The sequence below is a fragment of the Pseudomonas sp. WT-JTC genome, from assembly GCF_056711565.1.
In genome coordinates this window covers 6,544,463-6,571,452 of sequence record NZ_CM160042.1, presented here as the reverse complement: position 1 = coordinate 6,571,452, position 26,990 = coordinate 6,544,463, and the positions used below count along the sequence as shown (strand labels likewise).

The following is a 26,990-nucleotide window of genomic DNA, read 5'->3' as shown; positions in this document are numbered from 1 at the left end:
TTATCATCTGAATATCGATATGCAAGCATTAATGGTGGGGGCGCTGCCCGTCCAGTGATGTCGCGATGGTGCGCCTGAGCGTCGAGCGCGAGTGCTACATGAGGCGCGGGCACCTGAAATCGAGGGATCCGGTTACGCATTGAGCAGGCAAAAAGCCGATTCATGTAGTATAACTACAAGCGTGCTACATCCCCGGCACCTGCCAATAACAAAGAGTCCAGCCCTTTGAATCTGCTGCAACACATCGCCCAGTCTCGCCACCTGTTACGCAAGTCGGAGCTCAAGGTCGCCGACCATGTGCTGCTTGATCCTGCGGCCGTGATGCACAGCTCCATGGCCGACCTGGCCCACAGCGTGGGCATCAGTGAGCCGACCATCGTGCGTTTTTGCCGTGCCATCGGTTGTTCCGGCTTTCAGGACCTGAAGCTGAAGCTGGCCCAGAGCCTGGCGGCAGGTGCGAGTTTCGGCCAGTTTGCGATCCATGAGGATGATTCGGTCGCCGACTACAGCCTGAAAATCTTCGACACCACCCTGCATACGTTGATGGAGGTTCGCGAGAAACTCGATCCGCTGGAATTGCAGAGGGCCGTGACGCTCATGTCCCAGGCCCAGCGTGTCGAGTTCTATGGCTTCGGCGCCTCCGGTGCGGTCGCAGCGGACGCCCAGCACAAGTTCTTCCGCTTGCTGCTGACGGCAGCGGCGTATTCTGACCCGCACATGCAGGCGATGTCGGCCGTGACGCTCAAGCCAACCGACGTGGCGATCTGCATTTCCCAGTCCGGGCGCTCCAAGGACCTGCTGATCACCGCCAACCTGGTGCGCGAAAGCGGTGCTTCGCTGATCACCTTGTGCCCGAGCCAGACACCATTGGCCGAGCTGTCGACGGTCAATCTGGCGATCGATGTGCATGAAGACACTGAAATCTATACGCCGCTGACGTCGCGTATCGCCCACCTGGTGGTGATCGACGTGCTGGCAATGGGCGTGGCCATGGCGCGTGGTCCGAGCCTGGTCAACCACCTCAAGAGCGTCAAGCGCAGCCTGCGCAGCTTGCGGTTGTCGCCCAAGTCGGTGAAAGCGCTGGACGACTGATGTCGTCGTAAGGTCGTTCCGACCTTATTCGCGAGCAAGCCCGCTCCCACATTCGACCGAGTTCTGCCAGATGGATACGGTCAAATGTGGGAGCGGGCTTGCTCGCGAAGGCGTCCTCGAATACGCCGCACGTTTCATCAGTCTGTAACGCCCGAGCCGCCAAACCGTCATCCTCGGCGCCTATCTTGAAACTCCCGTACTCGCCTTGGGAGACTCGAAATGGCCATGCCTTACGAAGAACGCAACAGCGCTGTCAAAACCCGTCGTCAGCAAGAAGATCAGCGCCGCATGGAATTCCGTCGCGCCATTGAAGATCGCTGCGAACGCCGTCAGCTTCTGGCCGAAATTGGCGATTTTCCGGAGTTGGAACTCAACTTCTGGCAGGCAACTCCCTCGACTTCCCGTCGAAACGCTCAACCAGCGCGCTGATTTGAATCCGTTCACTACGGATAAATGCCAGGAAGGCGTGAGCCACCGGTGACAGGCGTTTCGCCTTGGCCTGCACCAGGCACCAACTGCGAAACAGTGGCAGCTCTTCGACGGGTAGCTCGATCAGCCCACCGGTTGCCAGCTCAAGGTTCAGGGCGTGGCGCGTCAACAGCGCAACGCCCAGGCCTGCCAGTACACATTCACGCTGGGCTTCGGCAGACGAGACTTCCTGGGTCTGGTTGAAGTGCACGCGTTTCTCTTTGAAGTATTCTTCGCACGCCAGCCGCGTCCCGGAGCCTGGCTCACGCAACAGCAGTGTGTAGGGCTCGAGATCCTGCAGGCGCAGCGGCCCCATATGACACAGCGGGTGATCCGGTGGCGCCACGGCGACGATCGGGTTGTTCAGGAACGGCAGGAATTCCAGGCCCATGTCCTGAGGCACCATGGACATGATCACCAGGTCGTCGCGGTTGTCCGACAAACGCCGAATAACCTGGCCGCGATTGACCACCGTCAGTTGCAGGTTCACCTCCGGGTGTTGGCGTTTGAAGGCGGCAAACAAGTGCGGCACGAAATATTTGGCGCTGGATTCCACCGCCAGTTTCAGTTGCCCCTGCAGCGAGCCCTGCATGTCCGACAACTGCATGTCGAGGTTTTCCAGGCGTCCGAAAATATCCCGGCTGGCCCGCTGTAACGCTTCAGCCGCTTCGGTCATGTAGAGTTTTTTGCCGACGTAATCGAACAAAGGCTGGCCAATCAGCTCTTCAAGTTGACGAATCTGCAGGCTGACGGCAGGTTGTGTGAGCGACATTTCCTCGGCCGCGCGACTGTACGACCGCAAATCACAGACCTCGTTGAAGATCTGCAATTGCCGTAAAGTCATACGCATCAATGACTTACGCATTATCTGGTCACTCTCGCCGCTGGCTGGAGAATCAACTATAAGTCTTTACTTATGCGCGACCCAATAATTATTCATTTTTGTTAATCCCTTGTGGGCGCTAGTGTGGACCTGCGACCAAATTGAAACATTTGGTCACGCGTCGACCTGGTCTAGCAGGTCGTGGGTACCACCGGCTCAAGGGAATTTCCAAGTGATAACAAAGATCCTGATCGCCAACCGTGGTGAGATTGCCGTACGAATCGTGCGTGCCTGCGCCGAAATGGGCATTCGCTCGGTCGCGATCTATTCCGACGCCGACCGTCATGCCTTGCATGTGAAGCGTGCGGACGAGGCCCACAGTATTGGTGCCGAGCCCTTGGCCGGTTACCTGAACCCGCGCAAGCTGGTGAACCTGGCCGTGGAAACCGGCTGCGATGCATTGCATCCCGGTTACGGATTCCTTTCGGAAAACGCCGAACTGGCGGAGATCTGCGCTGAGCGCGGTATCAAATTCATCGGCCCGTCGGCGGAAGTCATTCGCCGCATGGGCGACAAGACTGAAGCGCGCCGCAGCATGATCAAGGCCGGCGTGCCGGTCACCCCGGGCACCGAAGGCAACGTGTCGGGCATCGAAGAAGCCCTGACCGAAGGCGACCGCATCGGTTACCCGGTGATGCTCAAGGCTACCTCCGGTGGCGGCGGTCGCGGCATTCGTCGTTGCAACAGCCGTGAAGAACTCGAACAGGCTTTCCCGCGAGTGATTTCCGAAGCCACCAAGGCGTTCGGTTCGGCGGAAGTGTTCCTGGAAAAATGCATCGTCAATCCGAAACACATCGAAGCGCAGATTCTCGGTGACAGCTTCGGCAACGTGGTGCACCTGTTCGAGCGTGACTGCTCGATCCAGCGCCGCAACCAGAAGCTGATCGAGATCGCCCCGAGCCCGCAACTGACCCCGGAACAGCGCGCCTACATCGGCGACCTGTCGGTACGCGCAGCCAAGGCCGTGGGCTACGAGAATGCCGGCACCGTGGAGTTCCTGCTCGCCGAGGGCGAGGTGTACTTCATGGAGATGAACACCCGGGTGCAGGTGGAACACACCATCACCGAAGAAATCACCGGCATCGACATTGTCCGTGAGCAGATCCGCATCGCCTCCGGCCTGCCGCTTTCGGTGAAACAGGAAGACATCCAGCACCGCGGTTTCGCGCTGCAATTCCGGATCAACGCCGAAGACCCGAAAAACAATTTCCTGCCGAGCTTCGGCAAGATCACCCGTTATTACGCGCCCGGCGGTCCTGGCGTGCGTACCGACACGGCGATCTACACCGGTTACACCATTCCACCGTTCTACGATTCCATGTGCCTGAAACTGGTGGTGTGGGCGCTGACCTGGGAAGAGGCGATGGACCGTGGCTTGCGCGCCCTCGACGACATGCGTCTGCAAGGGGTCAAGACCACCGCCGCGTATTACCAGGAAATCCTCCGCAATCCGGAATTCCGTAGCGGCCAGTTCAACACCAGCTTTGTTGAAAGCCACCCTGAACTGACCAACTACTCGATCAAGCGCAAACCCGAAGAGCTGGCCCTGGCCATCGCCGCCGCCATCGCCGCCCACGCAGGCCTGTGAGGAATAGAACAATGAGCAAGCAAATCCACGTTACCGACACGATCCTGCGCGACGCCCACCAATCGCTGCTCGCGACCCGCATGCGCACCGAAGACATGCTGCCGATCTGCGACAAGCTCGACAAAGTCGGCTACTGGTCGCTGGAGTGCTGGGGCGGCGCGACGTTCGACGCCTGCGTACGCTTCCTGAAAGAAGACCCGTGGGAGCGTCTGCGCCAATTGCGCGCCGCGCTGCCTAACACCCGTCTGCAAATGCTCCTGCGTGGCCAGAACCTGCTGGGCTACCGCCACTACAGCGACGACGTGGTCAAAGCCTTCGTTGCCAAGGCTGCAGTCAACGGTATCGACGTGTTCCGCATTTTCGACGCCATGAACGACGTGCGTAACCTGCGCGTGGCCATCGAAGCGGTGAAAGCGGCGGGCAAACACGCCCAAGGCACCATCGCCTACACCACCAGCCCGGTGCACACCATCGAGGCCTTCGTGAACCAGGCCAAGCAAATGGAAGCCATGGGTTGCGACTCGGTGGCGATCAAGGACATGGCTGGCCTGCTGACCCCGTACGCCACCGGTGAACTGGTCAAGGCACTGAAAGCCGAGCAATCGCTGCCCGTGTTCATCCACTCCCATGACACCGCTGGTCTGGCTGCAATGTGCCAGATGAAGGCTATCGAAAACGGCGCCGACCACATCGACACCGCGATCTCCAGCTTCGCCTGGGGCACCAGCCACCCGGGTACCGAGTCGATGGTCGCCGCCCTTAAAGGCAGCGAGTTCGACACCGGCCTGAACCTGGAGCTGCTGCAAGAGATCGGTCTGTATTTCTACGCCGTGCGCAAGAAGTACCACCAGTTCGAAAGCGAATTCACTGCCGTCGACACCCGTGTCCAAGTCAACCAGGTACCGGGCGGGATGATTTCCAACCTGGCCAACCAGTTGAAAGAGCAGGGCGCCCTCAACCGCATGAGCGAAGTGCTGGCCGAGATTCCGCGGGTTCGCGAAGACCTCGGCTTCCCGCCGCTGGTGACCCCGACGTCGCAGATCGTCGGCACCCAGGCGTTCTTCAACGTGCTGGCCGGCGAGCGCTACAAGACCATCACCAACGAAGTGAAGCTCTACCTGCAAGGTGGCTACGGCAAGGCGCCGGGCACGGTGAACGAGAAGCTGCGTCGCCAGGCCATCGGCAGCGAAGAGGTTATCGACGTTCGCCCGGCCGACCTGCTCAAGCCGGAAATGGCCAAGCTGCGCGCCGATATCGGTGCACTGGCCAAGTCTGAAGAAGACGTGCTGACCTACGCCATGTTCCCGGACATCGGCCGCAAGTTCCTCGAAGAGCGTGCGGCTGGAACCCTGACACCTGAAGTGCTGTTGCCGATTCCGGAAGCCGGCAAGGTGGCTTCGGCAGGCGGCGAAGGCGTGCCGACCGAGTTCGTCATCGACGTTCACGGCGAAACCTACCGCGTCGATATCACCGGTGTTGGCGTCAAGTCCGAAGGCAAGCGTCACTTCTACCTGTCCATCGACGGCATGCCGGAAGAGGTGGTGTTCGAGCCGCTCAACGAGTTCGTCGGCGGCGGCAGCAGCAAGCGCAAGCAGGCCAGCGCACCAGGCCATGTCAGCACCACCATGCCAGGCAACATCGTCGATGTGCTGGTCAAGGAAGGTGACACCGTCAAGGCAGGCCAGGCCGTGCTGATCACCGAAGCGATGAAGATGGAAACCGAAGTCCAGGCCGCCATCGCCGGCAAAGTCACCGCCATTCACGTGGCCAAGGGCGACCGGGTCAATCCGGGTGAAATCCTGATCGAGATCGAAGGCTGAGTTAACAGCCTCGATTCAACGCTTTAAACCTCGGGGGGGCATGTGCTCCCCTTTTTTTATGCCTGCAACTCCTTTCCTGGAAGCGCGCATTTTTTCTGATGTCTTCCCGACAGCACCTAAGCGTCACTGCTAAAACTGCATTATTTTGCAGTTTTACGGCAGGGGATTACCTTTCGTGTGCATTTTATTGCGTATGGCAATGCTGTTGATTTGCCTCTGATGCATTATATTGCGTTTATACTTGGTGGAGCTCTTCAAAAAGTGCATTTAAATGCAGGTGGAAAAGCATGTACAACCTGACATTGCAGATTTTTACGGCGGGTGAATGGTCCGACGCTATGGTCTTGAGCTTTGATAACCCTGAAAAGGGTTTCGAAAGCCGGTGCAATTTTGGTTACGAAACGGGTTATCTCGTCGATAACCATGAAGCCATCGGATCCCCGTTCTCCAAGGCTGTGAGTGCAAGAATCCCATTGGATTGGGAAGGTCGGCGATCCAACGCGCCAGCATTCGTGCATGACATTGCACCTGCCGGAGCTGCAAAACGATTTCTTCTCGCACGCGTAGGGCAAGACAAACCCGCTGACATCAGTGCCGACCTTTACCTGTTGGGCAGGAGTACACCGGCACCTATCGGCAACATGCGAATCAAAGAATCTGCCGAGGCGGTTGATGAGCGTGAGCCTATTGGGTTTGAGCGTCAGGATGTCATCAGTCGAGACAACCGTTTTCTCGAATACGCCTATGAGCTGGGCGCTGCGATTGGCGGTGCGACAGGCGCCGGAGGTGAGGCACCGAAGCTTTTGTTGGCCGAAAACAAGACCGGCCTCTTGTATCCGGACGCAGTGCTGGAAGACCGGGATGTCACCCAACATTGGTTTGTGAAGTTTGCCCGCAATAAAGGTAACCAGACTGATCAAGATATCCTGCGAAGCGAATACCACTACTACAAAGCTCTCCAGGCGCTGGGTATCGAAACAGTCGTTGAGGAAGGATTGGCGTTAGAGGAAGCGACCAAACCCAGCTTGTGGATGCAGCGTTTTGATCGTCAGGTAACAGTCCAGGGTGTAGAGCGTTTGGCGGTAGAGTCGATTTATTCGCTGGCGAATGTCACCAAGCCTGGAAGTGCGATGAACCACATGGAGGTTATCCGCATGCTTGCCGGGCTCTGGCGCGAAGTAGGGCAGGCGGATCGGATTCCGGATCTTGTTGCCGATTACCTGCGTCGGGATCTGCTCAACAAAATCCTCGGTAACTCGGATAACCATGGCCGCAACACCGCAATTATCCGGGATATGGACTCGTTTCGTTTGGCGCCGATTTATGATTTGGCGCCAATGGTGATGGATGACGAAGGTGTGACCCGCACGACCAAGTGGCCAAAAGAGTTGGAGAGGGCAGGCGAAGTCGATTGGCGCGGAGTCTGTCGAGCATTGGCGAATATCGCTGATCCGGAAGATCCATTGGCAGCGTTGGCTGACGCGCCAGACTCTTTCGAGCGCTTGCGGGAGGAGGCACAACGTTTGGTGGCACTTCCCGATATTTTGACCGCCAGTGGATTGCCCGCCACGACGATGAATCACCCGCGCATTGCATTGAAAAATCTGGAGCAACGTTTGAAAGAGTGGGATCTGAAATGAGCATGACCGTTGCCGAGCGCACGGTGCTCATAGAAAACATTCAAGAAGGACTCACCCAAGGCTCGATTGAAATAGGCGAAGCCGTCCGGCGCCTGCGAGTGGAAGTGACCGGCCTGCATCAGACTCAATTTGCCAAGATGTGCAAAATCTCGGTTCGCACTTTGGTGCATATCGAGCATGGGGAAGGAAATCAGACGCTGAAGTCACTTAATGCAGTATTCCGCCCGTTTGGATTGAAGATGGGAGTGGTACGCGTTCGACGTGATATCAGCTGAATCAGCACCGATCATTTGTAGGCGCCGGCTTGCCGGCTCCTACAGAGATCAGGTGTTGCTGATCCTCAATTGATTAGCCGCGGCACTCGGAAAGCGTTTTTACCTGTCCCGAATCACTCTGGTTCTCATCGCTCAGCCAGCGCTCAAACCCCGCCTCAATCGCCGGCCATTCCGAGTCCAGAATCGAATACCACGCCGTATCCCGATTTTGCCCCTTGACCACCATGTGCTGGCGGAACACCCCTTCGAAACTGAAGCCCAGTCGCTCAGCCGCGTATTTGGAGCGGGCGTTGCCGTTGTTGCACTTCCATTCCAGGCGACGGTAGCCGAGGGCGAAGGATTCCCTGGCCAGCAGATAAATCGCTTCGGTGCTTTTCGGCGAACGCTGCATCGGCGCGCCGAAGGTGACGTGGCCGATTTCGATGCGGCCCTGGGACGGGACGATCGACATCAGGCTGAGGATGCCTTGCACTTCACCACTGCTACGGTCGATCACGCTGAAGAAGTAGGGGTCACTATTGGCCGCATGGTTATTCAGCCAATCGTTGAACGCGCTGCGCTCCGGGAACGGCCCGTAGGGCAAGTAGTCCCAGAGTTTCGGGTCGGCGCCGGGGCCTTGCAGGGCTTTGAACAGGTCATCGCCATGGCGCGCCGGGTCGAGTTTTTCCAGGCGGATGAAACGCCCTTCGAGGGTTTGTACCGTGGGGGCCGGGACGCCTTTCCAGTCGCTGAGTGAAGTCGACATGTTGTTCTCCTTGAACCTTAAATGGCTTTACGAAACTGGATGAAACCGGGACGTTCGGCGATGCGCTCGTAGAGCCGGATCGCAGTGGCGTTGGTTTCGTGGGTCAGCCAATGGACCTTGCAGCAACCATCGGCCTTGGCGGTGGTGTAGACGAATTCGATCAACTGGCGACCGACACCGGTGCCACGGGTTTCGGGTGCCACCAGCAAGTCTTGCAGGTAGCAGGAGTTTTCGATGCTCCAGTTCGAACGATGGTAGATGAAATGCACCATGCCCACCGCTTTGCCGTCGGCCCAGGCGAGGGCTGCATGAGTCGTCTCGCTCGGGTCGAGCATGCGCTGCCAGGTACTTTGGGTGACCGCTTCAGGCAGTTCCGTATTGTAGAAGCGCAGGTAGGCCTGCCATAGCGGCAGCCACGCGGCGTAGTCGTCGGCGCTGACCTGGCGGATCTCGATCTGACTCATGTTCATTCCTTAACGCATCAAGTGGGCGAGGGCCTGATCGTGCACATCAGGGCTGGCACTCAGCCCCTCGCGCACGCCGGCAATGTCTGCGGGGCTACGGTTCTGGCTGAGCTTGCGTTTTCCTTCCAGGCGCTGGATCGGCAAGGCAAAACCGACGATGGCCTTGAGCATGCCGTCGATGTAGTCGGCGGGGGCGTCGGCGACTTTCCATGGCTGGGCGCGGCCGGCCTCATGGCGATCGGTGAGGGTGCTAACGATGTCGAGCAGCCGTCCGCCATCGCTGAATGTTTCGGCGCGGCCATAGGCGTGGACGGCGACGTAGTTCCATGTCGGCACGACTTTTCCGTGCTCGGCCTTGCTCGGATAAAAGCCAGGGCTGACGTAGGCATCGGCACCGGAGAAAATCAGCAGGGCTTCAGCACCGTCGCGCAGGTCTTTCCACTGCGGATTGGCCTTGGCCAGATGCCCGTACAGCGTGCCGTTCGGACCCTGTTCGCGATGGAGCAACACCGGTACGTGGCTGGCTTGCAAGCCGTGCTCGCCGTGAGTCACCAATATGGCGAGGCGAGTAGCGAGGATCAATTCGTGTAATTGGGACAAGTCATCAATGGCAAAGGCGCGTGGCGTGTACATGGAAATTTTCCTTGGCGAATGCCTGCATCCTAGGCAGGCTATTGGTCTGTTGTAAGAGCCATTAATGACCAATTTCATAGGTCCATTGCCATGTCGGATTCTCAGCCGCTGTCCATGTCGTTCAATCCTGCGGGGATTGAACTTGATCGCCGTCTGGGGCTGAGCCGCCAGCTCTATCAGGCGCTGCGCATCCGCGTGCTCGACGGTCGGCTCGCCAGTGGCATGCGTCTGCCGGCCAGTCGTGACCTGGCGGCGGCATTGGCGATTTCCCGCAACAGTGTGGTCCGTGCCTACGATCAGCTGTATGCGGAAGGCTTCATCGAGGGACGGGTGGGCGACGGGACTTATGTCGCCCAATTGCCGCAAAGTGCATTACCGGCAAAAAAACTATCCACAAAAGTATCCACAGGGTTGTCAACAGGCTTACCCACAACCTTATCCACAAATTGGCTGGATTTACCTGTGGATTCATCCAGCAAAGTTATCCACAGCGGTGCATTGGGGCGGGTTGAAAAGAACCATTTGGCACTGCCGCCAAGCGGTCCGCCCCGGGCATTTCGGGTCGGTGTTCCGGCCTTCGACCTGTTTCCGTTTGAGGTCTGGGCCAAGCTGAATGCGGCTTTCTGGCGCAAACCGGATCTGCAGCAGCTGTGTTATGGCGATCCGGCGGGCGATGCGCGCCTGCGCGGGATGATCGCCGCGTACTTGCGCAGTTCGCGGGGTATGCAGTGCACGGCTGAGCAAATTGTGATCACCAGTGGTGCACAGCAGGGGATCAGCCTTTGTGCACAGCTGCTGGTGGAGCCGGGCGACGGCGTGGCGATCGAAAATCCGGGCTACCGTGCGGCGGGTCATGCGTTTGCCGTAGCAGGGGCGTGCTTGCACGGGGTCGCGGTCGATAGTGAGGGCATCAATTGTGGCGAACTGACGCAGCTCAGTGATTGCCGCCTGACATACGTAACACCATCGCATCAGTATCCCACCGGTGTGGTCATGAGCCTGGCGCGACGTCTGGAGTTGCTGGCCTGGGCCGAGCGTACCCAAGGCTGGATCGTCGAGGACGATTACGACGGCGAGTATCGATACAGCGGCGCGCCGCTGGCACCCTTGGCGGCACTCGATCGGCACGGGCGGGTGTTGTATGTGGGGACGTTCGGCAAGGTCGCGTTTCCGGCATTGCGTCTGGGTTACCTGGTGTTGCCGCCAGGTTTGGTGAATGCGTTCGCGCAAAGGCGCGCAGTGGATGTGCGGCATTCGGAAGTGAGCACTCAGGCGGTAATGGCCGAGTTCATGGCTGCCGGGCATTTTCAGCGGCACATCCGGCGTATGCGCCGTGCCGCGTTGAGTCGGCGCAACTGCCTGCTGACGCATTGGCCGACAAACATCGAGGGTGTCGGCAATCTGCCCAATGTCATGGCCGGATTGCACCTGACAGTCCCGGTGAGCAGCGTTGCACGCGAGCGCGAGCTGATCGAAAGGGCCGAAACCGTCGGCGTTGAAGTCAATGGATTGAGCAGCTATTGGTTACCCGATTCGCAGACTCCGCTGGATCAGCGAGCCGGTCTGGTTCTCGGTTTTGCTGCCGTGCCAGAGCCGGCGATAAAAGCGGCTCTGACACGGTTGAGCAAGGTCTGGCGCGACTGAACTTTTTACTGTGCAGGCGGCATCTTCGGTTCGGGTTGCAGAAACAGATCCCGCACCTGTGGATCTACGATTCGGCGCAGTGCGTTGTCCACCGCATCGAAGACTTCCAGTTCCTGACGGGACGTGACTGGCAGTTCGCGCAAATACTCATCGGCAAACTTGAGGTGCGCGGCCGTGAACCCTTCATCAGGATCGGTCAGTCTGTCGTAGTGAAAGTGCGCTACCCACAATGGCTTATTGCGCGCCCGGTCGTGGATTTTGTATTCCTGAAAGTAGTCCTTGCGTTGTTTGGTCCTGATGCGCCCGCGCGGGTCTTTGATGATCTCAAGCAGCTCGTGTTCCTGTAACCATTTCAGGTAGGTTTCCCGGGGTTTGCGCTTCATGAGCATGCCACCGTATACGGCGATACCTTCGCGTCTGGCTTTCGCGGCGCCCTCTCTCAATTCAAGGCCGAGATTAGCCACCGGAAACTCGTTTCTTTTACGAGCCAAAACGTTATCAACTTCGTTGGCAGCCTGTTCGAGACGTGCCGCCTGTTGATCGAACAGGTCTTTCATGTCCGCCGGAACGCGCGAAGGGCGTTCGGCGTCTGCGCGTATACGGCGGATGAACTCGTTGATATCTACACTCAGGCTCAATCCGTTGGCCACGATGCTGGCGTCATCCCGTACAGCCGGTTTCACTGGACGACCGCTGGTCCTGTCGACGATGGGGATTTCTGCGCTGGCCTCCATGTCCGTTGACGGCGCCTTTTTCGTTTCCTGGACGCGTGGCCGAGCCTTGCTCACCTTGCCAATGGCTCTCGAAGTGGAAGGGCCGGTTTCGAGCCTGGCCATCGCTGCGACCGGGACCTCATCAGGCTCCGGCAGCAAGCTGAGCAAACGGTTACGCGCTGTTTGGTGGAACTGCGTGACCAACTGCTGTACCCGTATGAATCGTCCTGATTCCAGGTCATCAGACGAAGTGGCGAAGAGTACTTGCAGGCGTTTTTCGCAATCGGCCAGTCGATCGACCAGATGGGTGAGCTGATCGATGTTGGGCGGTGTAGCACTGCGCCGTTCAGCCAGAGCGTGGGCGGCTTCGGCTGCATTATCGAAAATGTCTTCGACCTGCCGGCGTACCTCACTGATGTCGCTACCCGCCCTGTCACGCAGGCAGAGCTCACTGGACATACTGACTTCATTGGCCTCCAGGTCGAAACGCGAGAGAGACGGGCTCAGTTTCGACAGGTCGATGGCAACTTTGCGGGTGATGCCGCTGTGGTTCGTCAACCTGTCCAGAGAAACCTGCAGTCGGTCGAGGCGGTCAATGATTTCGTTGCTCACTCCGATGGCTTTTTCCGCGGCCAGCACCTGCTCGGCACGTGGCATTCCCTCTGAACCTTCTGCCTGGTTGAGCAGGGGAGTGACGATTTTCGCGTACGCGAGCAACTTCATTCGCATCCATCCATTGAGAAAGCGATGCTGCTCAATGGTCAGGCGCATCAGTTGCGATTGATACACCACGCCGTTGCCACCTGCGATGCGCCACTTTTCAAGGTCTTGCAACGCCTGGCCATAGACGTTGGCCAGTTCATTGGTCTTTTCCGTGTAGGAAGCGATGGATTCTTCGGAGTCGGGGGCTGAGACCTCATTGCTCTCCATGGCGTTCAGAGCCTCATCCACGCTGGCTTTGAGAGTGGCTTCCCGGCTGAAGAATGATTTCAACGCGGTCCATGCCTCATCCTTTTGCGCAAGTTTTGCGCGACGCAGAGCCTCGATGCGACCTGTCGGACCGCCGCCGCGCAGGCGCAACTTGAGGTCCCAATGCCAGCGTCCCGCGCTTTCGTCGTATTGCACGCAAAAGCCGGAGCGCGTCGGGTCGTTCGGATCGACGATGAAAATCGGTGCATCGGTTTCGGCACTGACTTGAAACCATCGCGCGCCGACCTGTGCATACAGCTTTCCCGAGAATTCATAGAGGTGTTCGGCATTGGCCTGAGCGTCACCGTGCAAAGAGGGCGCCGGCACCTGGAAGCTATCGATGTTCTTTAAAAATGCTGCCTTTGCGTTGAGGCGGCCGAGGGTGGCGGTGGCGGGTACCAGAGCCGAAGAGTGGGTGTTGAGCTGTTGACCGCTGAGCGGGGTCGGGTCCTGCGTGACCGATACAGCCTTTTTTGCGGCAGGGTTGATCAGCGGCGGCTCACCCATGAGCTGGCTTCCTGGCTCGGGGACTTTATCGAGTATGCTTGAAGGTCGTATGCGTCGAGTGGCGATCCGATGGGTGAGCAGAATGCCGAGGGTCAGCAGGAGGTCGCCGGCCGACGTCAATTCGTCGACCTGGTCGCCGTGTTCATGGGCGTCTCGAACCTTCTGGATCTGATCGATAATTTGCCAGACCCAAACGGCGGCGGCTGCCGGGCCGCTGAAGAAGTTCGACGCGACACTGAAAATCGCCCAGCCGGTTTCGACCAGCAGTGCCCAGCGCCGCTCGGCATTGGAGGTGGATTGGCGGTCGGCGAGTTCGATCATGGCCTCGCTGTTATGGGCGAACAAGGTCGCAGGAATATCGCCGCTCAGAGGGGTATTCGTCAGTTCCACACCAGCACTCAGGTCGAGGTGTGCAAGCGGCTCGGTGGCCATGTCGACAAGGGTCCAGAGCGAAGGAATCCCGCTGGGAAATACATACTTGGCGTATTCCAGGCTCAGGTCTGAAGTCGGCAACCAGGCCAGTATCGAATCACGTAACTCACCCGGTTGGTAAAACGCGTACAACATGTTCTGCTCGGAGGGAAACTGCAGCAGTGGCAGGGCCAGCAAGGGGCGGTAAAGCAGGCACGGGCCACTGCGCCTGTCGCGCGGGCCGATGATGTACATGTTGGCGACAGTATCCGGCGTGGTACCCAGACGAAAATGAGGCACGAAAGCCAATGGACGGATCTGAATCGGCCATAGAGCGGCTGGCGAATTGCTTTTGATCGCAGCCATCAGTTGGCAGACCTGGCGATAGCCGATCTCATCGACCCCGCCCTGGCGCTTGAGTTTGTATTCCAGCGCCAGTAAGGGCAGGAGCAACGGCAGTTGCCGACAGTAGCGGATCCTGTGGCGCCGGGCCTGCTCCGGGTCGTCGATCAGTGTGCGCTTGACCAGTTGGGGATAGGTTTGACCAGCGTCGGTTTTGTTGGCCATTCGCGTCAGGTATGTGTCGGTCATCCAGTCGGGCACGGCTGTTCCGTCGCTATAGGTCACCGTCGCGAGGTAAGGCTGAGCGTTGTGCAGGGCGAATTCGGCCAGGGTTTCGACGCTACGGTGAAATGGATCCGGCGCCGTAATGAGGTTGGTTTCGTAGGCAGGAAAGAGGGTAATGCGAACGTCATCCAGGCGCAGGTTGTGGGTGTCGCTGCCCATTCGATCGGCAACGATGGCGGCCTGCATTTGCTGCAGGGCATACGTTTGAATAGGCGGAATATCCTTGGCGTCGAAGGCGTCACGGTCGGTTGCGTCTCGCAGGGTACCCAGTTCAGTCAGGTAATCGCTGTAAGCCTGGATATCGTTCAGCGAACCCGTCATAAGCCATTCGGGAAGGGCGTCTACCATTTGTTTGATTCGTGCGTTGTCCCCGGTGTTGGCGATGGCGTCTGTATTCTGCCTATAGGGGATGCCGGCCAGTGGTGAACGGCTTGTGGGGTCCAGTGCATCGATGACGTCGATCTGATAGCCCACCATTGCCCAGACCATGGCATCGAAAATGTTTCCCTCGGGCTCGTAGAGCCTCCACCTCAAGGTCTGGCCCCTGACATCGAGATCGATCCGTTCGGGGAGCACGGCACCCAATTGCGCCATGGACTCAAACGCTTCATAGCCACCGCTGATGGTGTACATCAGCAGCAGATCGCGGCTGCCCCGTTTTGCGCTCAACACCAGAGCGCCCGAGAGCATCAAATGCCGGGAACTGCTGCTTTCGGCCATCACAAAGTCGAGATCGAAATCAATCAGGCAGGCACGAACACCAGACAGCCCGCTGTCATCGACCAGGCGGGAATCCTTGTCGGGATATTGCGAAACAAGCCGCGCCAGTGTGCATTGGTCAGCGTCCCAGCCGCTGGCTGACTGGACGTTGAGCGCGTCTTTGAGGGCATCGGAGAGCATTTGCCAGCGAGGTATCCGGTCCACGGATCCGTTCCAGTAATCCAGCTGGCTTTGTGCGAAGGCCATGAACACCGAAGGGGCAAGTTCATTGAGCAGATGGGTGAGTGCGTCCATGCTGACGGGGAGGTGAATGGGGTCGCTGGCATGAGGGGTCTGGGTCAGGAAATGCTCACCTTCGATCAGGTCGGCCGAGGTTGCCGTCAGTGCCATGCGAACCAGTAAGTGGGGCAGGCTTTCGAAGAGGTTGCGCACGCTAATGAGATCATCACCCCGCTCTCGCCACAGCGGTGATGCCAGCAGAGCAGTGTGAGGGTCGATCTTTTGTTCGGGAAACCGTTTTTCCAGAGCTTTTTGCAAGAATTGAACAACAGCTTCTTGCAGGGGCGGGCCACCGCTGGTCAGGTCTACCAGAAGGCTTTTATTCAAAAGAGCCGGTGGCTGGCGGTTGGCAGGTGTAGCGGTATTTTCACTCATTGGGGAGTCCTGTTGGAGAAGGCAGCAGTTGCCGGTCCTGGCGAAAGTACCCAGCTGCCCGTCGCCCCAGGTGGTAGATAAATATCGCAGGCAAAAAAAGACCCGCGCGATGGCGGGTCTTCATTTTCAACGTCTGTGTCAGGTCCCGGACTTGATCTTGGTCCAGGCCCGGGTCCGCGCGCGTTCGGCATCGCGCGGCAGCGGTTGCAGGGTGTAGAGCGTGCCCATCGCCGCTTCGGTCGGGTACAGGTTCGGGTTATTGCGGATCGCCGGATCGACCAGCTCCGTGGCGTCCTTGTTCGGGTTCGGGTAACCGACGAAGTCGCTGACCGGCGCGATCACCTGGGGTTGCAGCAGATAGTTGATGAAGGTGTAGGCGTCTTCCGGGTTCTTCGCGCCCTTCGGGATGGAGAGCATGTCGAACCAGATCGGCGCGCCTTCCTTGGGCAGGCGCATGTCGACGACCACGCCGTTCTTGGCTTCCTTGGCGCGGTTGGCGGCCTGGGAGAAGCTGCCGGAGTAACCGACCGCCACGCAAATGTCGCCGTTGGCGATGTCGGCCATGTACTTGGAGGAGTGGAAGTAGGTGACATATGGGCGAATCTTCATCAACAGCGCTTCAGCCTTGTCGTAGTCCGCAGGCTTTTTGCTGTTGGGGTCCAGGCCCAGGTGTTGCAGGGCCAGCGGCAGGATCTCCGACGGCGAGTCGAGCAGGGCGACGCCGCACTGCTTGAGCTTGCTGATGTTCTCTTCCTTGAAGATCAGGTCCCAGCTGTCCACCGGGGCGTTGTCGCCGAGCACCGCCTTGATCTTGGCCGGGTTGAAGCCGATCAGGATGGTGCCGTACATGTAGGGCACGGCGAACTTGTTGCCAGGGTCGTTGGCCTCGATCAGCTTCATGAGCTTTGGATCGAGGTGATTCCAGTTCGGTAGCTTGCTGCGATCCAATGGCTGGAACACGCCGGCTTCGATCTGCTTGGCGAGGAACACGTTGGACGGCACCACCACGTCGTAGCCGGAGTTGCCGGTCAGCAGCTTGGCTTCGAGGGCTTCATTGGTATCGAAGATGTCGTAGACCAGTTTGGTCTGGGCGTTCTGCGCCTTGAAATCTTCCAGGGCCTTGGGGGTGATGTAGTCGAACCAGTTGTAAACGCGCAGCGTGCGTTCTTCAGCGTGCACGGCACCACCGAGCAGCGTGGCGCACAGCGCGGGAGCGATAAAGCGCTTGAGTCTGTTCATTGTTGTTTTCCTCACTGAGCGCTTTCAAAGCCTTCAAGTACGTTCACGGCGTTGATGCCGATTTCTTCCACCGCATAGCCGCCTTCCATCACGAACAGCGTCGGTTTACCGAGCGCCGCAATGCGCTTGCCCATGGCCAGGTAGTCCGGGCTGTCGAGCTTGAATTGCGAGATCGGATCGTCCTTGAAGGTGTCGACGCCCAGGGACACGACGATGATGTCGGCACCGTAGTTGTCGATCTCCTTGCAGGCCTGCTCCAGCGCCGCGCTCCAGGTGTCCCAGCCCGATCCTGCGGCCAGCGGATAGTTGAAGTTGAAGCCTTCGCCGGCACCTTCGCCCAGCTCGTCTTCATAGCCGAGGAAGAACGGAAACTCGGCTTCCGGGTGACCGTGGATCGAGGTGAACAGCACATCGCTGCGCTCGTAGAAAATCGACTGGGTGCCGTTGCCGTGGTGATAGTCGACGTCGAGGATTGCGACCTTTTTATGGCCTTGATCAAGGAACGCCTGGGCTGCGATGGCGGCGTTGTTGAGGTAGCAATAACCGCCCATCAAATCGCTGGCGGCGTGGTGTCCCGGTGGACGGCACAGGGCGAAGGCACTGCGGGCGCCGCGCTGGATTTCCGCCTGGGCGGTCAGCGCCACTTGCGCTGCGCTGTACGCCGCCTGCCAGGTGCCCGCGGTGATTGGGGCGCCGCCGTCGAAGCTGTAGTAACCGAGTTCGCCATGCAAGCTGGTGGGCTTGACGCGGCGCAGGGTGCGCGCTGGCCAGGTGTAAGGCAGCAAGTCACCGTCGGTGTTGAATTCGGTCCAACGGGCCCAGGCGCCTTTGAAAAAGTCGAGGAAGTCGCGGCTGTGGATGCGCTCGATGGGCCCGAGGCCAAAATCCTTCGGCGTTTCGACAGGACCGAGTTTCTGCTTTTGCACCCGAGCCAGGACGTGGTCGGCACGCGATGGCATCTCGAAGCAGGGCTTGAGCTGGCCATCGATCAATTCACAACGGCCGTGGTGCAGGTGGTGATCATCCGAGTAGATCGTCAGCATTTCTTGTTCTCCGCAGGCTGATTCGGTTAAACACAGTCTTGCGGTGCGCAGGGTTTAGGAGAACGGCAGGAAAGGCCAAAAGGGGATCGATGTGGCCAAAACATTTGACCGAAATTCGCCCCTTGTTGGCGCAAGGGTTGTCAATGCGGCCTGAACTGACTCGGCGCAACACCGCTCCAGCGCACAAAGGCATGGCGAAAACTGGCGGTCTCGCTGAAGCCCAGGGCCTCGGCGATTTGATAGATCGGCAGTTGGTCCTCACAAAGCATTTGCTTGGCCTGCTCAAAACGCAGTTCGTCGAGCAACTCCTGATAACTGCAACCCATGTCCTTGAGATGCCGGCGCAAGGTCCGCGCCGAGCAATTCATCTGCTCGGCCAGACCCTCCAGCCCCGGTGCCGCATTCAATTGCGCGCTGAGCAATTGGCGAATCCGCCCGAGCCAGGCCTGGCGCCCGGTGAACTCGATGTTCTGTTTGCGGCAGCGTTCGGCCATGGCCTGATGGGTGATCACATCGGCCAGCGGCAACGGCTGGTCGAGCCAGCGCTTGTCAAAGGCGAAGGCGTTGTTGCGCGCGCTGAAGTGCACAGGGCAATCGAAGTGTTCGGCGTAGCTTGTTTCGTAGTCGGGCGCGGCATGTTCGAAGCGTGCGCCGAGCAAGGGCAGAGGATGGCCAAGCAGGTCGTCGCAGGTGACCTTCAGCGACACCAGGCAGAACTCGGCGTTGAACACCGCCATGGCCGGGCTCTCGCGGTAATCGGCGGCGGCGAACCAGATGCGCTCGCCATCGTCTTCAAGGCTCAGTTCGAAAAGTGTTCCCAGCAGCGCCGGATAACGCATCGCCAGACGTAAAGCGTCACCGAAGGTGGCACTGGTGAGCAGGGCGTAACCGAGTATGCCGTAGCAGGAGACGTGCATCCGTCGGCCCAGTTCCAGGCCGATGTCGCGCTTGAGGGCGACGGCATTGGCACAGACCTGCATTTCCTGATTGGTGGTGATGCGCGTGTCGGCGCGGTTCAGATCCGCCGCACTGATGCCGCTTCCGGCCAGCAGCGCTTCGCTGGACAAGCCTTGTGCCTTGAAGGCATCGAGGACCAGGGAAACGGCATTGAGCGTGGTGAGGTGGGAGTGGAGCATAAGGACTTCCAGCCTTGGGATGGCTGGAGCGCAGCAAGTTACATGCCGAGCGAGGAACCTGTAGGAGCGAGCTTGCTCGCGAAAAACCTGAGAGCGCCGCGGGGTGCCAGGCTTCCAGCGTTATCGTTAACGACCATCGCAAGCAAGCTCGCTCCTACAGGGATTTGTACTGTGTCAGCTCAATTCGCCGCAGAGGTCGAGTTCAACGAGACGGCGAACCTCGGCAGTTTCGAGTCCGGCTCCCAACAACCCATGCAACTTGCCGAACGCCGCTTCACGGGTCATGCCGCCACCGGATAGCACGCCAACTCCACGCAACCGGCTGCCTGCCTCGTAGACATCCAGCTCGACGCCACCTTCATGGCATTGGGTAACGGCAACCACCACCACGCCCTTGTCCCGGGCACGGCCGAGGCTGGCGAGAAACCCGGGGTTGTCGCTCGGACCGGTGCCGCTGCCGTAGCATTCCAGCACCAGGCCCTGAATGCCGCTGTCGAGCAAACCATCCAGCACCTCGGCGCTAATGCCGGGAAACAGTGGCAGCACCGCGACGTTCGCCAATTGTCCGGGGTGGTTGTAATTCAACGGTGTTGGTAGCGAAGGCGCTTTCACGCCACCGCCCTGACGTTCCAGTCGCTTGAACGGATGACGGCCAAAACTGCGTACCTTGGCGCAACGGGTCGGGTCCAGCAGTTCGCCATGGAAGTACAGATGCACGCCCGGCGCGAGGCCCTGGCCCAGTGCAACCAGCGCGCCGCCGAGGTTTTCCCAGGCGTCGCTATCGGTGACGCCGGCCGGCAGCATGGAACCGGTGAAGCACACGCGGGCATGCAGGCCGAGCAACTGGAAGCTCATGGCGGCGGCACTGTAGGCCAGAGTGTCGGTGCCATGCAGGATCAGCACGCTGTCGCAGCCCTGAACATCCACCGCATCGACCACGGCTTCACGTAACTGCTGCCAATACGTCGGGGTCATGTTGGCGCTGTCGATCAGCGGCGACATCTCGCGAAAGCGCCACTGTGGCACCACCAGCTCGGGTTGGCTGTGCAGATACTCTCGCATCCGCGCTTCGAAACCGGATGCCGGGGCCAGGCCATGGGCGCCGGCCTGCATGCCGATGGTGCCGCCGGTGTAGAGCACCATGACGTGCTGGGCGGCAGGGTAGGTCGAGGCATTCATGGGAGGTTCTCCAATAAACTATGACAGCTTGTGACCGAGCATGACGCCGGTCGCAAGCTGTGTCACGTCGGGCGCAGGGGATGCGCCCGGTTTTTACCGATCAGCGTTGCGCTGCGGGTACGCCTTGCGGCTCAGCTTGAGCCTTGGTGGCGGCGGCTGGCGGGTTCGCCGGCCAGGCTTTCAGGTCCAGATCCAGATCCGGGAATTTGCTCGAATCGAATATCGGCGTGGTGATACCAGCAGCGCGCTGGTCATCGTAGTCACGCAGGATGCGCATGCCGACCTTGAACAGCAGGAACAGCGCGATCAGGTTGACGAACGCGAGCATGGTCATGGTGATGTCGGCGAAAGCGAACACCGTGCCGAGGTTTTCGATGGCGCCCCAGAAAATCAGGACCAGTACCAGTGCGCGATAACCCATCAGTGCCTTGCGGTTTTCACCGATCAAAAAGCGCAGGTTGCTCTCGCCCAGGTAGTAGTTGTAGAGGATCGAGGTGAACACGAACAGCGCCAGGGCAACGGAGATGAACATCCGGCCCCAGTCACCGACCACGGCGGCCAGCGAGTTCTGGGTGAGGGCAATGCCGTCGCCTTCGAAGCCCGGGGTGTAGAAGCCCGAGAGCAGGATCAGCAGCGCGGTGCAGGTGCAGATCACGAAGGTATCGAGGAACACGCTGAACGCCTGTACCACACCTTGTGCCACCGGGTGCTCGACCGCCGCAACCGCCGCCACGTTCGGCGCACTGCCAAGGCCCGCTTCGTTGGCGAACACGCCACGCTTGACGCCCATGATAATCGCGCTGCCAATCAGGCCGCCAAAGGCCTGGTCCAGACCGAAGGCGCTCTTGACGATGGTCATCAGCATGCCCGGCACCTGGTCGAACTGCAGCACGATCACATAGATGGTCACACCGATGTATACCAGGGTTTTCACCGGTACCAGCAGGTCAGCGACCTTGGCGATGCGCTTGATCCCGCCGATGAACACCAGGCCCAGCAGTACGGCCAGGCCGATGCCGGTGTAGGTCGTGTCCAGACCGAACGCGTTGTTCAGCGAGTGCGTTACGGCATGGGATTGCAGGCCGTTGAAAGCGAAGCCGAAGGTGATCAGCAGCAGGAACGCCATGATCATCCCCAACCAGCGTTTTTGCAGGCCATGCTGGATGTAATAGGACGGGCCGCCACGGAACGTGCCGTCCGCATCGGTGCGTTTGTAAAGCTGGCCAAGGGAACATTCGAAGAAGCTGCTGGACATGCCGACCAGTGCGGTCACCCACATCCAGAACACCGCCCCCGGCCCACCGAGAGTCACGGCGATGCCGACACCGGCAATGTTGCCCGCGCCGACGCGGCCGGCGAGGCTGAGCATCAGGGCCTGGAACGAACTGAGTTGCCCGGCGCTGCTTTTGAGGCTGTCGCGGAACACCGCGAACATGTGGAAGAAGTGGCGCAGTTGAACGAAACGCGAGCGGATCGTGAAGTAGCTACCGAGCCCGACAATGAGCGCGATCAGTACTTTCCCTGAGAGGAAGTCGTTAATGACTTCGAGCATGGATTATTCCTCGCTGTTTTTTGTGTAGGCAAATGCTGGCCGGGTAGACACATCGAGTTACACCCCTTGGCGCACGGCACTAAGGGCGGTTCGAAGTTCGTCCCGGTTTCATATTGCGGGTTTGTTATTAGTTCGGGTTTCGCATGGGTTGTGGTCTCGCTACCGACGACCGCTCACGCGAAGAGGGGCGGCACTATACCGATGACAGTGCCGTCCGTCTGCACGGTTGTGGTGCGTTCGGTAAAACGAATCCTTTGAAACACCTGACATTCTTGTTGTCAGGCTATGTGGGAACTGCTCTTGGTGGGAGCGGGCTTGCTCGCGAAAGCGGTGTATCAGACACGTCATTGTTGAATGTGCTGCCGCCTTCGCGAGCAAGCCCGCTCCCACACTGGTCAGTCTCCGGACATACGGTTTTTACCGGCAAACAGTTAAAAAAAAGGGCCTGGAGATTGATCTCCAAGCCCTCAAAAGGTGAGAGGTGTCTAGTCCCTCGACCTGGTGAGCGGTGCTTCAGGTGATGCGTCGGGTTATGCCTTCAGAGGCACCAGACGCGGAGCAATCATGTTTTCCGGGCGCAGGATGTCGGCGAGCATGGCTTCGTCGAGCAGACCTTCTTCGCGCACCAGTTCCAGCACGCCGCGGCCGCTTTCAAGGGCGATACGGGCGATGCGGGTGGCGTTTTTGTAGCCGATGTACGGGTTCAGTGCGGTGACCAGACCGATCGAGTGTTCGACCAGTTCACGGCAGCGCGCTTCGTTGGCGGTGATGCCGACGATGCAGTGCTCGCGCAGCATGTCCATGGCGCGTTGCAGCAGGCGGATCGAGTCGAGGATCTTGAAGGCGATCAGCGGCTCCATCACGTTCAGTTGCAGTTGGCCGCCTTCGGCTGCCATGGTCAGCGCTAGGTCGTTACCGATGACCTGGAACGCAACCTGGTTCACGGCCTCCGGGATTACCGGGTTGACCTTGCCTGGCATGATCGAGCTGCCTGGCTGACGTGCCGGCAGGTTGATCTCGTTGATGCCGGTGCGTGGGCCGCTGGACAGCAGGCGCAGGTCGTTGCAGATCTTCGACAGCTTGACCGCAGTGCGTTTGAGCATGCCGGAGAACAGCACGAAGGCACCCATGTCGGAGGTGGCTTCGATCAGGTCGGCGGCTGGAACGAGCGGTTGACCGCTGATCAGGGCCAGACGCTGTACTGCCAGGGCCTGATAGCGCGGGTCGGCGTTGATGCCGGTGCCGATCGCGGTGCCGCCCAGGTTCACTTCGGTCAGCAGTTCCGGAGCCAGCGTCTTCAGACGGGCCAGGTCTTCGCCCATCGTGGTGGCGAAAGCGCGGAACTCTTGACCCAGGGTCATCGGAACGGCGTCCTGCAGCTGGGTACGACCCATCTTCAGGACGTGGTTGAATTCTTCACCCTTGGCCGCGAATGCTTGAATCAGGCTGTCGAGGCTGGCGAGCAGAGCATCGTGACCGAGCAACAGACCCAGACGGATCGCCGTCGGGTAGGCGTCGTTGGTCGACTGCGCCATGTTCACGTCGTCGTTCGGGTGCAGGTACTGGTATTCGCCTTTCTGGTGACCCATGGCCTCCAGCGCGATGTTGGCGATCACTTCGTTGGCATTCATGTTGGTCGAAGTGCCAGCGCCGCCTTGAATCATGTCCACCACGAACTCTTCGTGGAAGTCGCCGCGGATCAAACGTGCACAGGCTTCGCTGATGGCTGCGTGCTTGGCTTCGCTCAGGTGACCCAACTCGCGGTTGGCGTCAGCGGCGGCCTGTTTGACCATGGCCAGACCGACAACCAGTTTCGGGTAGTGCGAAATCGGAACGCCCGAAAGGCGGAAGTTATTCACCGCTCGCAGGGTCTGGATACCGTAATACGCTTGAGCCGGTACTTCGAGAGCGCCAAGCAGGTCATTTTCTGTGCGGAATGATGCAGCGGAGGACATGATAGAAATCATCTCAATATGGACCCGGTCTGTGCCGGAACGCTGTGAATGCTAGGCTTGTACGAAATTTTGGGCCAATGCTGTTAAACACTGGCCTATGCACATTCGGCATAATGCCCGTGTGACGCCGTGTTGACGGCAAGCGTGTGACCTAAATTGGTGCGTGTCCGGGAGGGCGTGATGAATCTGGAAAGCAAATGGCTGGAGGACTTTAGTGCCTTGGCCGCCACCCGCAGCTTCTCCCAGGCAGCCGAGCGGCGTTTTGTGACGCAGCCTGCGTTCAGTCGACGGATTCGCAGCCTTGAAGCCGCGCTGGGACTGACCCTGGTTAACCGTTCGCGTACACCGGTGGAGCTGACAGCGGCGGGACAATTGTTCCTCGTCACTGCGCGCACCGTGGTCGAACAACTGGGTGAAGTGTTGCGTCATCTTCATCACCTTGAAGGTGGTCAGGGCGAAGTCATGCAAGTTGCAGCCGCTCACTCATTGGCACTCGGATTCTTTCCGCGCTGGATCGCCCAACTACGCAACGAAGGCTTGAACATCGCCACGCGGTTGGTGGCGACCAACGTCGGCGACGCGGTGCATGCGCTGCGCGAAGGCGGCTGCGATCTGATGCTGGCGTTCTACGATCCGGATGCGGCGATGCAGATGGACCCGGAGATCTTCCCGTCACTGCACCTGGGGCACACCGAAATGCTGCCGGTGTGTGCGGCGGATGCCGATGGCAAGCCGCTGTTCGATCTGGAAGGCGAGGGCAGCGTGCCGCTGTTGGCCTACAGCGCCGGTGCGTTCCTCGGCCGCTCGGTGAACATGCTGCTGCGGCAACGGGCGCTACGTTTCACCACCATCTACGAAACCGCCATGGCCGACAGCCTGAAAAGCATGGCCCTGGAAGGCCTTGGTATCGCCTGGGTGCCGCAACTGAGCGTGCGCGCCGAACTGGCGCGCGGTGAACTGGTGGTCTGTGGCGGCCCGCAATGGCATGTGCCGCTGGAGATTCGTCTGTATCGCTGCGCGTTGGTGCGCAAGGCGAATGTGCGGTTGTTGTGGCGCAAGTTGGAGGGTGGGGCGGCGCAAGGTACAACCGGTTCTTGAACACGATGAAAGCCCCTGTAGGAGCGAGCTCGCTCGCGATGAACCTGAGAGCGCCTCGGGCTGTCAGGCTTCCAGCGTCATCGTTAACGACCATCGCGTGCGAGCTCGCTCCTGCAGGAAGATTTGTGAGGTTCGCTGGCTGACCTTCAGGTCAATAAAACCGGGACTTTGCGCCGTATGACAGATGGTCGTGACGGGGGCTGTTTATCTGCCGTATTGCGGTATACTGCGCGGCCTTCGGCCGGTTACGACCGGCCATAATTCGTACAATCAAGCCACGCATCCTGCGTGGCTTGTTGTTTTTTGACGCGCCTGCGGGCGCCCAGAGAGAAGAGGCACGACGATGAGTGCACTGGTTGGCGTGATCATGGGCTCCAAGTCCGATTGGTCCACCCTTAGCCACACCGCCGATATGCTGGAAAAGCTCGGCATCCCTTACGAGGTGAAAGTGGTCTCTGCCCACCGCACCCCGGACCTGCTGTTCCAGTACGCTGAAGAAGCCGAGGCGCGTGGCATCGAGGTGATCATTGCCGGTGCCGGTGGCGCAGCCCACTTGCCTGGCATGTGTGCGGCCAAGACCCACTTGCCGGTACTGGGCGTGCCGGTGCAGTCGGCGATGCTCTCGGGCGTTGATTCGCTGCTCTCGATTGTGCAGATGCCAGCCGGCATCCCGGTCGCCACCCTGGCCATCGGCAAGGCGGGCGCGATCAACGCCGCGCTGCTGTCGGCGAGTATCCTTGGCGCCAAGCACCCGCAGTTCCACACGGTGCTGAAAGCTTTCCGTGCTGAGCAGACAGACAGCGTCCTGGAAAATCCAGACCCACGCATCGCCTGAGGTTGTTGACGATGAAGATCGGTGTAATCGGTGGCGGCCAGTTGGGTCGCATGTTGGCGCTGGCGGGCACTCCGCTGGGTATGAACTTCGCTTTTCTGGACCCGGCGCCGGATGCTTGCGCAGCCGCGTTGGGCGAACACCTGCGGGCCGATTACGGCGATCAGGATCACCTGCGTCAGCTTGCCGATGAAGTCGATCTGGTGACTTTCGAGTTCGAAAGCGTCCCGGCGGAAACCGTCGCGTTCCTCTCGCAATTCGTCCCGGTCTACCCGAGCGCCGAAGCCCTGCGCATCGCTCGCGATCGCTGGTTCGAGAAGAGCATGTTCAAGGACCTGGGGATTCCTACCCCGGCGTTCGCCGACATTCAGTCCCAGGCCGACCTGGATGCCGCCGTGGCCTCCATAGGTCTGCCGGCGGTGCTGAAGACCCGTACCCTGGGTTACGACGGCAAGGGTCAGAAAGTCCTGCGCACGGCAGAAGATGTGATTGGCACCTTCGCCGAACTGGGCAGCGTGGCCTGCCTGCTGGAAGGCTTCGTGTCGTTCACCGGTGAAGTCTCGCTGATCGCCGTGCGTGCCCGTGACGGTGAAACCCGCTTCTATCCGCTGGTACACAACACCCACGAAAGCGGCATTCTCAAGCTGTCCGTGGCCAGCACCGATCACCCGTTGCAAGCCCTGGCCGAAGATTACTCCAGCCGTGTGCTCAAGCAGCTGGATTACGTCGGTGTGATGGCGTTCGAGTTCTTTGAAGTCGACGGTGGCCTCAAGGCCAACGAAATTGCCCCGCGCGTGCACAACTCAGGGCACTGGACCACCGAAGGTGCCGAGTGCAGCCAGTTCGAGAACCACCTGCGGGCCGTTGCCGGTCTGCCGTTGGGTTCGACTGCCAAGGTCGGTGAAAGCGCGATGGTCAACTTCATCGGTAAAGTGCCGGAGACCGAGAAAGTCCTGGCCATCGCCGATTGCCATCTGCATCACTACGGCAAGGCGTTCAAGGTCGGCCGCAAGGTCGGTCATGCCAACCTTCGTTGTGCAGACCGCGAGACGCTGACGGCCCAGATTCTCAAGGTTGAAGCACTGATCGCCGAATAGTTTTTA

At 59.5% G+C, this 26,990-nt stretch carries 21 protein-coding genes; 10 read left to right on the top strand and 11 right to left on the bottom strand.

Going from position 1 to position 26,990, the window contains the following annotated elements:
- The first annotated feature begins 225 nt into the window (after window positions 1-225).
- Window positions 226-1,092: a transcriptional regulator HexR gene (gene hexR / locus AC06G5_RS29950; RefSeq protein ID WP_007954250.1), complete on the top strand. Its 867-nt coding sequence runs from the start codon at window positions 226-228 to the stop codon at window positions 1,090-1,092.
- Window positions 1,093-1,311: 219 nt separating this feature from the next.
- Window positions 1,312-1,521 carry a PA3496 family putative envelope integrity protein gene (locus tag AC06G5_RS29945; protein ID WP_008018316.1) on the top strand — a complete coding sequence of 70 codons (210 nt, stop codon included), beginning with the start codon at window positions 1,312-1,314 and terminating at the stop codon, window positions 1,519-1,521.
- On the opposite strand, the gene AC06G5_RS29940 is transcribed toward AC06G5_RS29945, so the two are convergent.
- The gene (locus tag AC06G5_RS29940) at window positions 1,463-2,425 is read right to left on the bottom strand and encodes a LysR family transcriptional regulator (protein WP_008018315.1); all 963 of its coding nucleotides are present in this window, start codon (window positions 2,423-2,425) and stop codon (window positions 1,463-1,465) included. The genes AC06G5_RS29945 and AC06G5_RS29940 overlap by 59 nt on opposite strands.
- 190 nt (window positions 2,426-2,615) lie before the next feature.
- Between AC06G5_RS29940 and AC06G5_RS29935 the strand changes: the two genes are divergently transcribed.
- The 4 genes from AC06G5_RS29935 (at window position 2,616) to AC06G5_RS29920 (ending at window position 7,766) form a co-directional block, all read left to right on the top strand.
- Window positions 2,616-4,031, top strand: a complete 1,416-nt coding sequence (locus tag AC06G5_RS29935) for an acetyl-CoA carboxylase biotin carboxylase subunit (protein ID WP_007971702.1) — start codon at window positions 2,616-2,618, stop codon at window positions 4,029-4,031.
- Window positions 4,032-4,042: 11 nt separating this feature from the next.
- Window positions 4,043-5,851 carry a sodium-extruding oxaloacetate decarboxylase subunit alpha gene (oadA, locus tag AC06G5_RS29930; RefSeq protein ID WP_413428441.1) on the top strand — a complete coding sequence of 603 codons (1,809 nt, stop codon included), beginning with the start codon at window positions 4,043-4,045 and terminating at the stop codon, window positions 5,849-5,851.
- Window positions 5,852-6,138: 287 nt separating this feature from the next.
- On the top strand, window positions 6,139-7,491 hold the full coding sequence (locus AC06G5_RS29925) for a HipA domain-containing protein (RefSeq protein ID WP_413703808.1): 1,353 nt from the start codon (window positions 6,139-6,141) through the stop codon (window positions 7,489-7,491).
- On the top strand, window positions 7,488-7,766 hold the full coding sequence (locus tag AC06G5_RS29920; RefSeq protein WP_085716166.1) for a helix-turn-helix domain-containing protein: 279 nt from the start codon (window positions 7,488-7,490) through the stop codon (window positions 7,764-7,766). The genes AC06G5_RS29925 and AC06G5_RS29920 overlap by 4 nt, the downstream gene beginning before the upstream one ends.
- 73 nt (window positions 7,767-7,839) lie before the next feature.
- Here the strand turns inward: AC06G5_RS29920 and AC06G5_RS29915 are convergent, their stop codons facing one another.
- The 3 genes from AC06G5_RS29915 to AC06G5_RS29905 are packed head-to-tail and all read right to left on the bottom strand — an operon-like array spanning window position 7,840 to window position 9,608.
- Window positions 7,840-8,511 carry a GNAT family N-acetyltransferase gene (locus tag AC06G5_RS29915; protein ID WP_413423260.1) on the bottom strand — a complete coding sequence of 224 codons (672 nt, stop codon included), beginning with the start codon at window positions 8,509-8,511 and terminating at the stop codon, window positions 7,840-7,842.
- A gap of 17 nt (window positions 8,512-8,528) precedes the next feature.
- Window positions 8,529-8,975: a GNAT family N-acetyltransferase gene (locus AC06G5_RS29910; RefSeq protein WP_413423262.1), complete on the bottom strand. Its 447-nt coding sequence runs from the start codon at window positions 8,973-8,975 to the stop codon at window positions 8,529-8,531.
- Window positions 8,976-8,984: 9 nt separating this feature from the next.
- Complete coding sequence (locus tag AC06G5_RS29905; protein ID WP_413423264.1) at window positions 8,985-9,608, bottom strand: FMN-binding negative transcriptional regulator; 624 nt, start codon at window positions 9,606-9,608, stop codon at window positions 8,985-8,987.
- A 90-nt stretch (window positions 9,609-9,698) separates the two neighbouring features.
- On the opposite strand from AC06G5_RS29905, the gene pdxR reads away from it, so the two are divergent.
- Window positions 9,699-11,252: a MocR-like pyridoxine biosynthesis transcription factor PdxR gene (gene pdxR, locus AC06G5_RS29900; RefSeq protein WP_413423266.1), complete on the top strand. Its 1,554-nt coding sequence runs from the start codon at window positions 9,699-9,701 to the stop codon at window positions 11,250-11,252.
- A 5-nt stretch (window positions 11,253-11,257) separates the two neighbouring features.
- On the opposite strand, the gene AC06G5_RS29895 is transcribed toward pdxR, so the two are convergent.
- From AC06G5_RS29895 to aspA, 7 genes are all read right to left on the bottom strand, one after another.
- On the bottom strand, window positions 11,258-15,853 hold the full coding sequence (locus AC06G5_RS29895; RefSeq protein WP_413703809.1) for a dermonecrotic toxin domain-containing protein: 4,596 nt from the start codon (window positions 15,851-15,853) through the stop codon (window positions 11,258-11,260).
- A gap of 138 nt (window positions 15,854-15,991) precedes the next feature.
- Window positions 15,992-17,092, bottom strand: a complete 1,101-nt coding sequence (locus tag AC06G5_RS29890) for a polyamine ABC transporter substrate-binding protein (RefSeq protein ID WP_413423270.1) — start codon at window positions 17,090-17,092, stop codon at window positions 15,992-15,994.
- A gap of 11 nt (window positions 17,093-17,103) precedes the next feature.
- A complete protein-coding gene (locus AC06G5_RS29885; RefSeq protein ID WP_413423272.1) occupies window positions 17,104-18,135 on the bottom strand; it encodes a histone deacetylase family protein in 1,032 nt (343 codons plus the stop codon).
- Window positions 18,136-18,275: 140 nt separating this feature from the next.
- Window positions 18,276-19,271 carry an AraC family transcriptional regulator gene (locus AC06G5_RS29880; protein ID WP_413423274.1) on the bottom strand — a complete coding sequence of 332 codons (996 nt, stop codon included), beginning with the start codon at window positions 19,269-19,271 and terminating at the stop codon, window positions 18,276-18,278.
- 174 nt (window positions 19,272-19,445) lie between these two features.
- On the bottom strand, window positions 19,446-20,450 hold the full coding sequence (locus AC06G5_RS29875; RefSeq protein WP_480458726.1) for an asparaginase: 1,005 nt from the start codon (window positions 20,448-20,450) through the stop codon (window positions 19,446-19,448).
- Between the two features lie 100 nt (window positions 20,451-20,550).
- Window positions 20,551-22,002: an alanine/glycine:cation symporter family protein gene (locus AC06G5_RS29870; protein WP_413423278.1), complete on the bottom strand. Its 1,452-nt coding sequence runs from the start codon at window positions 22,000-22,002 to the stop codon at window positions 20,551-20,553.
- 530 nt (window positions 22,003-22,532) lie between these two features.
- Window positions 22,533-23,957, bottom strand: a complete 1,425-nt coding sequence (aspA, locus tag AC06G5_RS29865) for an aspartate ammonia-lyase (protein ID WP_003229645.1) — start codon at window positions 23,955-23,957, stop codon at window positions 22,533-22,535.
- A gap of 180 nt (window positions 23,958-24,137) precedes the next feature.
- Between aspA and AC06G5_RS29860 the strand changes: the two genes are divergently transcribed.
- The 3 genes from AC06G5_RS29860 to AC06G5_RS29850 all read left to right on the top strand — a co-directional run bounded on the left by AC06G5_RS29860 (window position 24,138) and on the right by AC06G5_RS29850 (window position 26,984).
- Window positions 24,138-25,055: a LysR substrate-binding domain-containing protein gene (locus AC06G5_RS29860; RefSeq protein WP_008045548.1), complete on the top strand. Its 918-nt coding sequence runs from the start codon at window positions 24,138-24,140 to the stop codon at window positions 25,053-25,055.
- Between the two features lie 343 nt (window positions 25,056-25,398).
- The gene (gene purE, locus AC06G5_RS29855; RefSeq protein WP_413423281.1) at window positions 25,399-25,890 is read left to right on the top strand and encodes a 5-(carboxyamino)imidazole ribonucleotide mutase; all 492 of its coding nucleotides are present in this window, start codon (window positions 25,399-25,401) and stop codon (window positions 25,888-25,890) included.
- 11 nt (window positions 25,891-25,901) lie between these two features.
- A complete protein-coding gene (locus tag AC06G5_RS29850; protein ID WP_413423283.1) occupies window positions 25,902-26,984 on the top strand; it encodes a 5-(carboxyamino)imidazole ribonucleotide synthase in 1,083 nt (360 codons plus the stop codon).
- Window positions 26,985-26,990: the final 6 nt, after the last annotated feature.

Bases quoted from the DNA above. Each gene is read 5' to 3' on its own strand.
- AC06G5_RS29945 (WP_008018316.1), top strand. From the start codon at position 1,312: ATGGCCATGCCTTACGAAGAACGCAACAGCGCTGTCAAAACCCGTCGT.
- AC06G5_RS29940 (WP_008018315.1), bottom strand. From the start codon at position 2,425: ATGCGTAAGTCATTGATGCGTATGACTTTACGGCAATTGCAGATCTTC.
- oadA (WP_413428441.1), top strand. From the start codon at position 4,043: ATGAGCAAGCAAATCCACGTTACCGACACGATCCTGCGCGACGCCCAC.
- AC06G5_RS29925 (WP_413703808.1), top strand. From the start codon at position 6,139: ATGTACAACCTGACATTGCAGATTTTTACGGCGGGTGAATGGTCCGAC.
- AC06G5_RS29920 (WP_085716166.1), top strand. From the start codon at position 7,488: ATGAGCATGACCGTTGCCGAGCGCACGGTGCTCATAGAAAACATTCAA.
- AC06G5_RS29915 (WP_413423260.1), bottom strand. From the start codon at position 8,511: ATGTCGACTTCACTCAGCGACTGGAAAGGCGTCCCGGCCCCCACGGTA.
- AC06G5_RS29910 (WP_413423262.1), bottom strand. From the start codon at position 8,975: ATGAGTCAGATCGAGATCCGCCAGGTCAGCGCCGACGACTACGCCGCG.
- AC06G5_RS29905 (WP_413423264.1), bottom strand. From the start codon at position 9,608: ATGTACACGCCACGCGCCTTTGCCATTGATGACTTGTCCCAATTACAC.
- pdxR (WP_413423266.1), top strand. From the start codon at position 9,699: ATGTCGGATTCTCAGCCGCTGTCCATGTCGTTCAATCCTGCGGGGATT.
- AC06G5_RS29895 (WP_413703809.1), bottom strand. From the start codon at position 15,853: ATGAGTGAAAATACCGCTACACCTGCCAACCGCCAGCCACCGGCTCTT.
- AC06G5_RS29890 (WP_413423270.1), bottom strand. From the start codon at position 17,092: ATGAACAGACTCAAGCGCTTTATCGCTCCCGCGCTGTGCGCCACGCTG.
- AC06G5_RS29885 (WP_413423272.1), bottom strand. From the start codon at position 18,135: ATGCTGACGATCTACTCGGATGATCACCACCTGCACCACGGCCGTTGT.
- AC06G5_RS29880 (WP_413423274.1), bottom strand. From the start codon at position 19,271: ATGCTCCACTCCCACCTCACCACGCTCAATGCCGTTTCCCTGGTCCTC.
- AC06G5_RS29875 (WP_480458726.1), bottom strand. From the start codon at position 20,450: ATGAATGCCTCGACCTACCCTGCCGCCCAGCACGTCATGGTGCTCTAC.
- AC06G5_RS29870 (WP_413423278.1), bottom strand. From the start codon at position 22,002: ATGCTCGAAGTCATTAACGACTTCCTCTCAGGGAAAGTACTGATCGCG.
- aspA (WP_003229645.1), bottom strand. From the start codon at position 23,957: ATGTCCTCCGCTGCATCATTCCGCACAGAAAATGACCTGCTTGGCGCT.
- AC06G5_RS29860 (WP_008045548.1), top strand. From the start codon at position 24,138: ATGAATCTGGAAAGCAAATGGCTGGAGGACTTTAGTGCCTTGGCCGCC.
- purE (WP_413423281.1), top strand. From the start codon at position 25,399: ATGAGTGCACTGGTTGGCGTGATCATGGGCTCCAAGTCCGATTGGTCC.
- AC06G5_RS29850 (WP_413423283.1), top strand. From the start codon at position 25,902: ATGAAGATCGGTGTAATCGGTGGCGGCCAGTTGGGTCGCATGTTGGCG.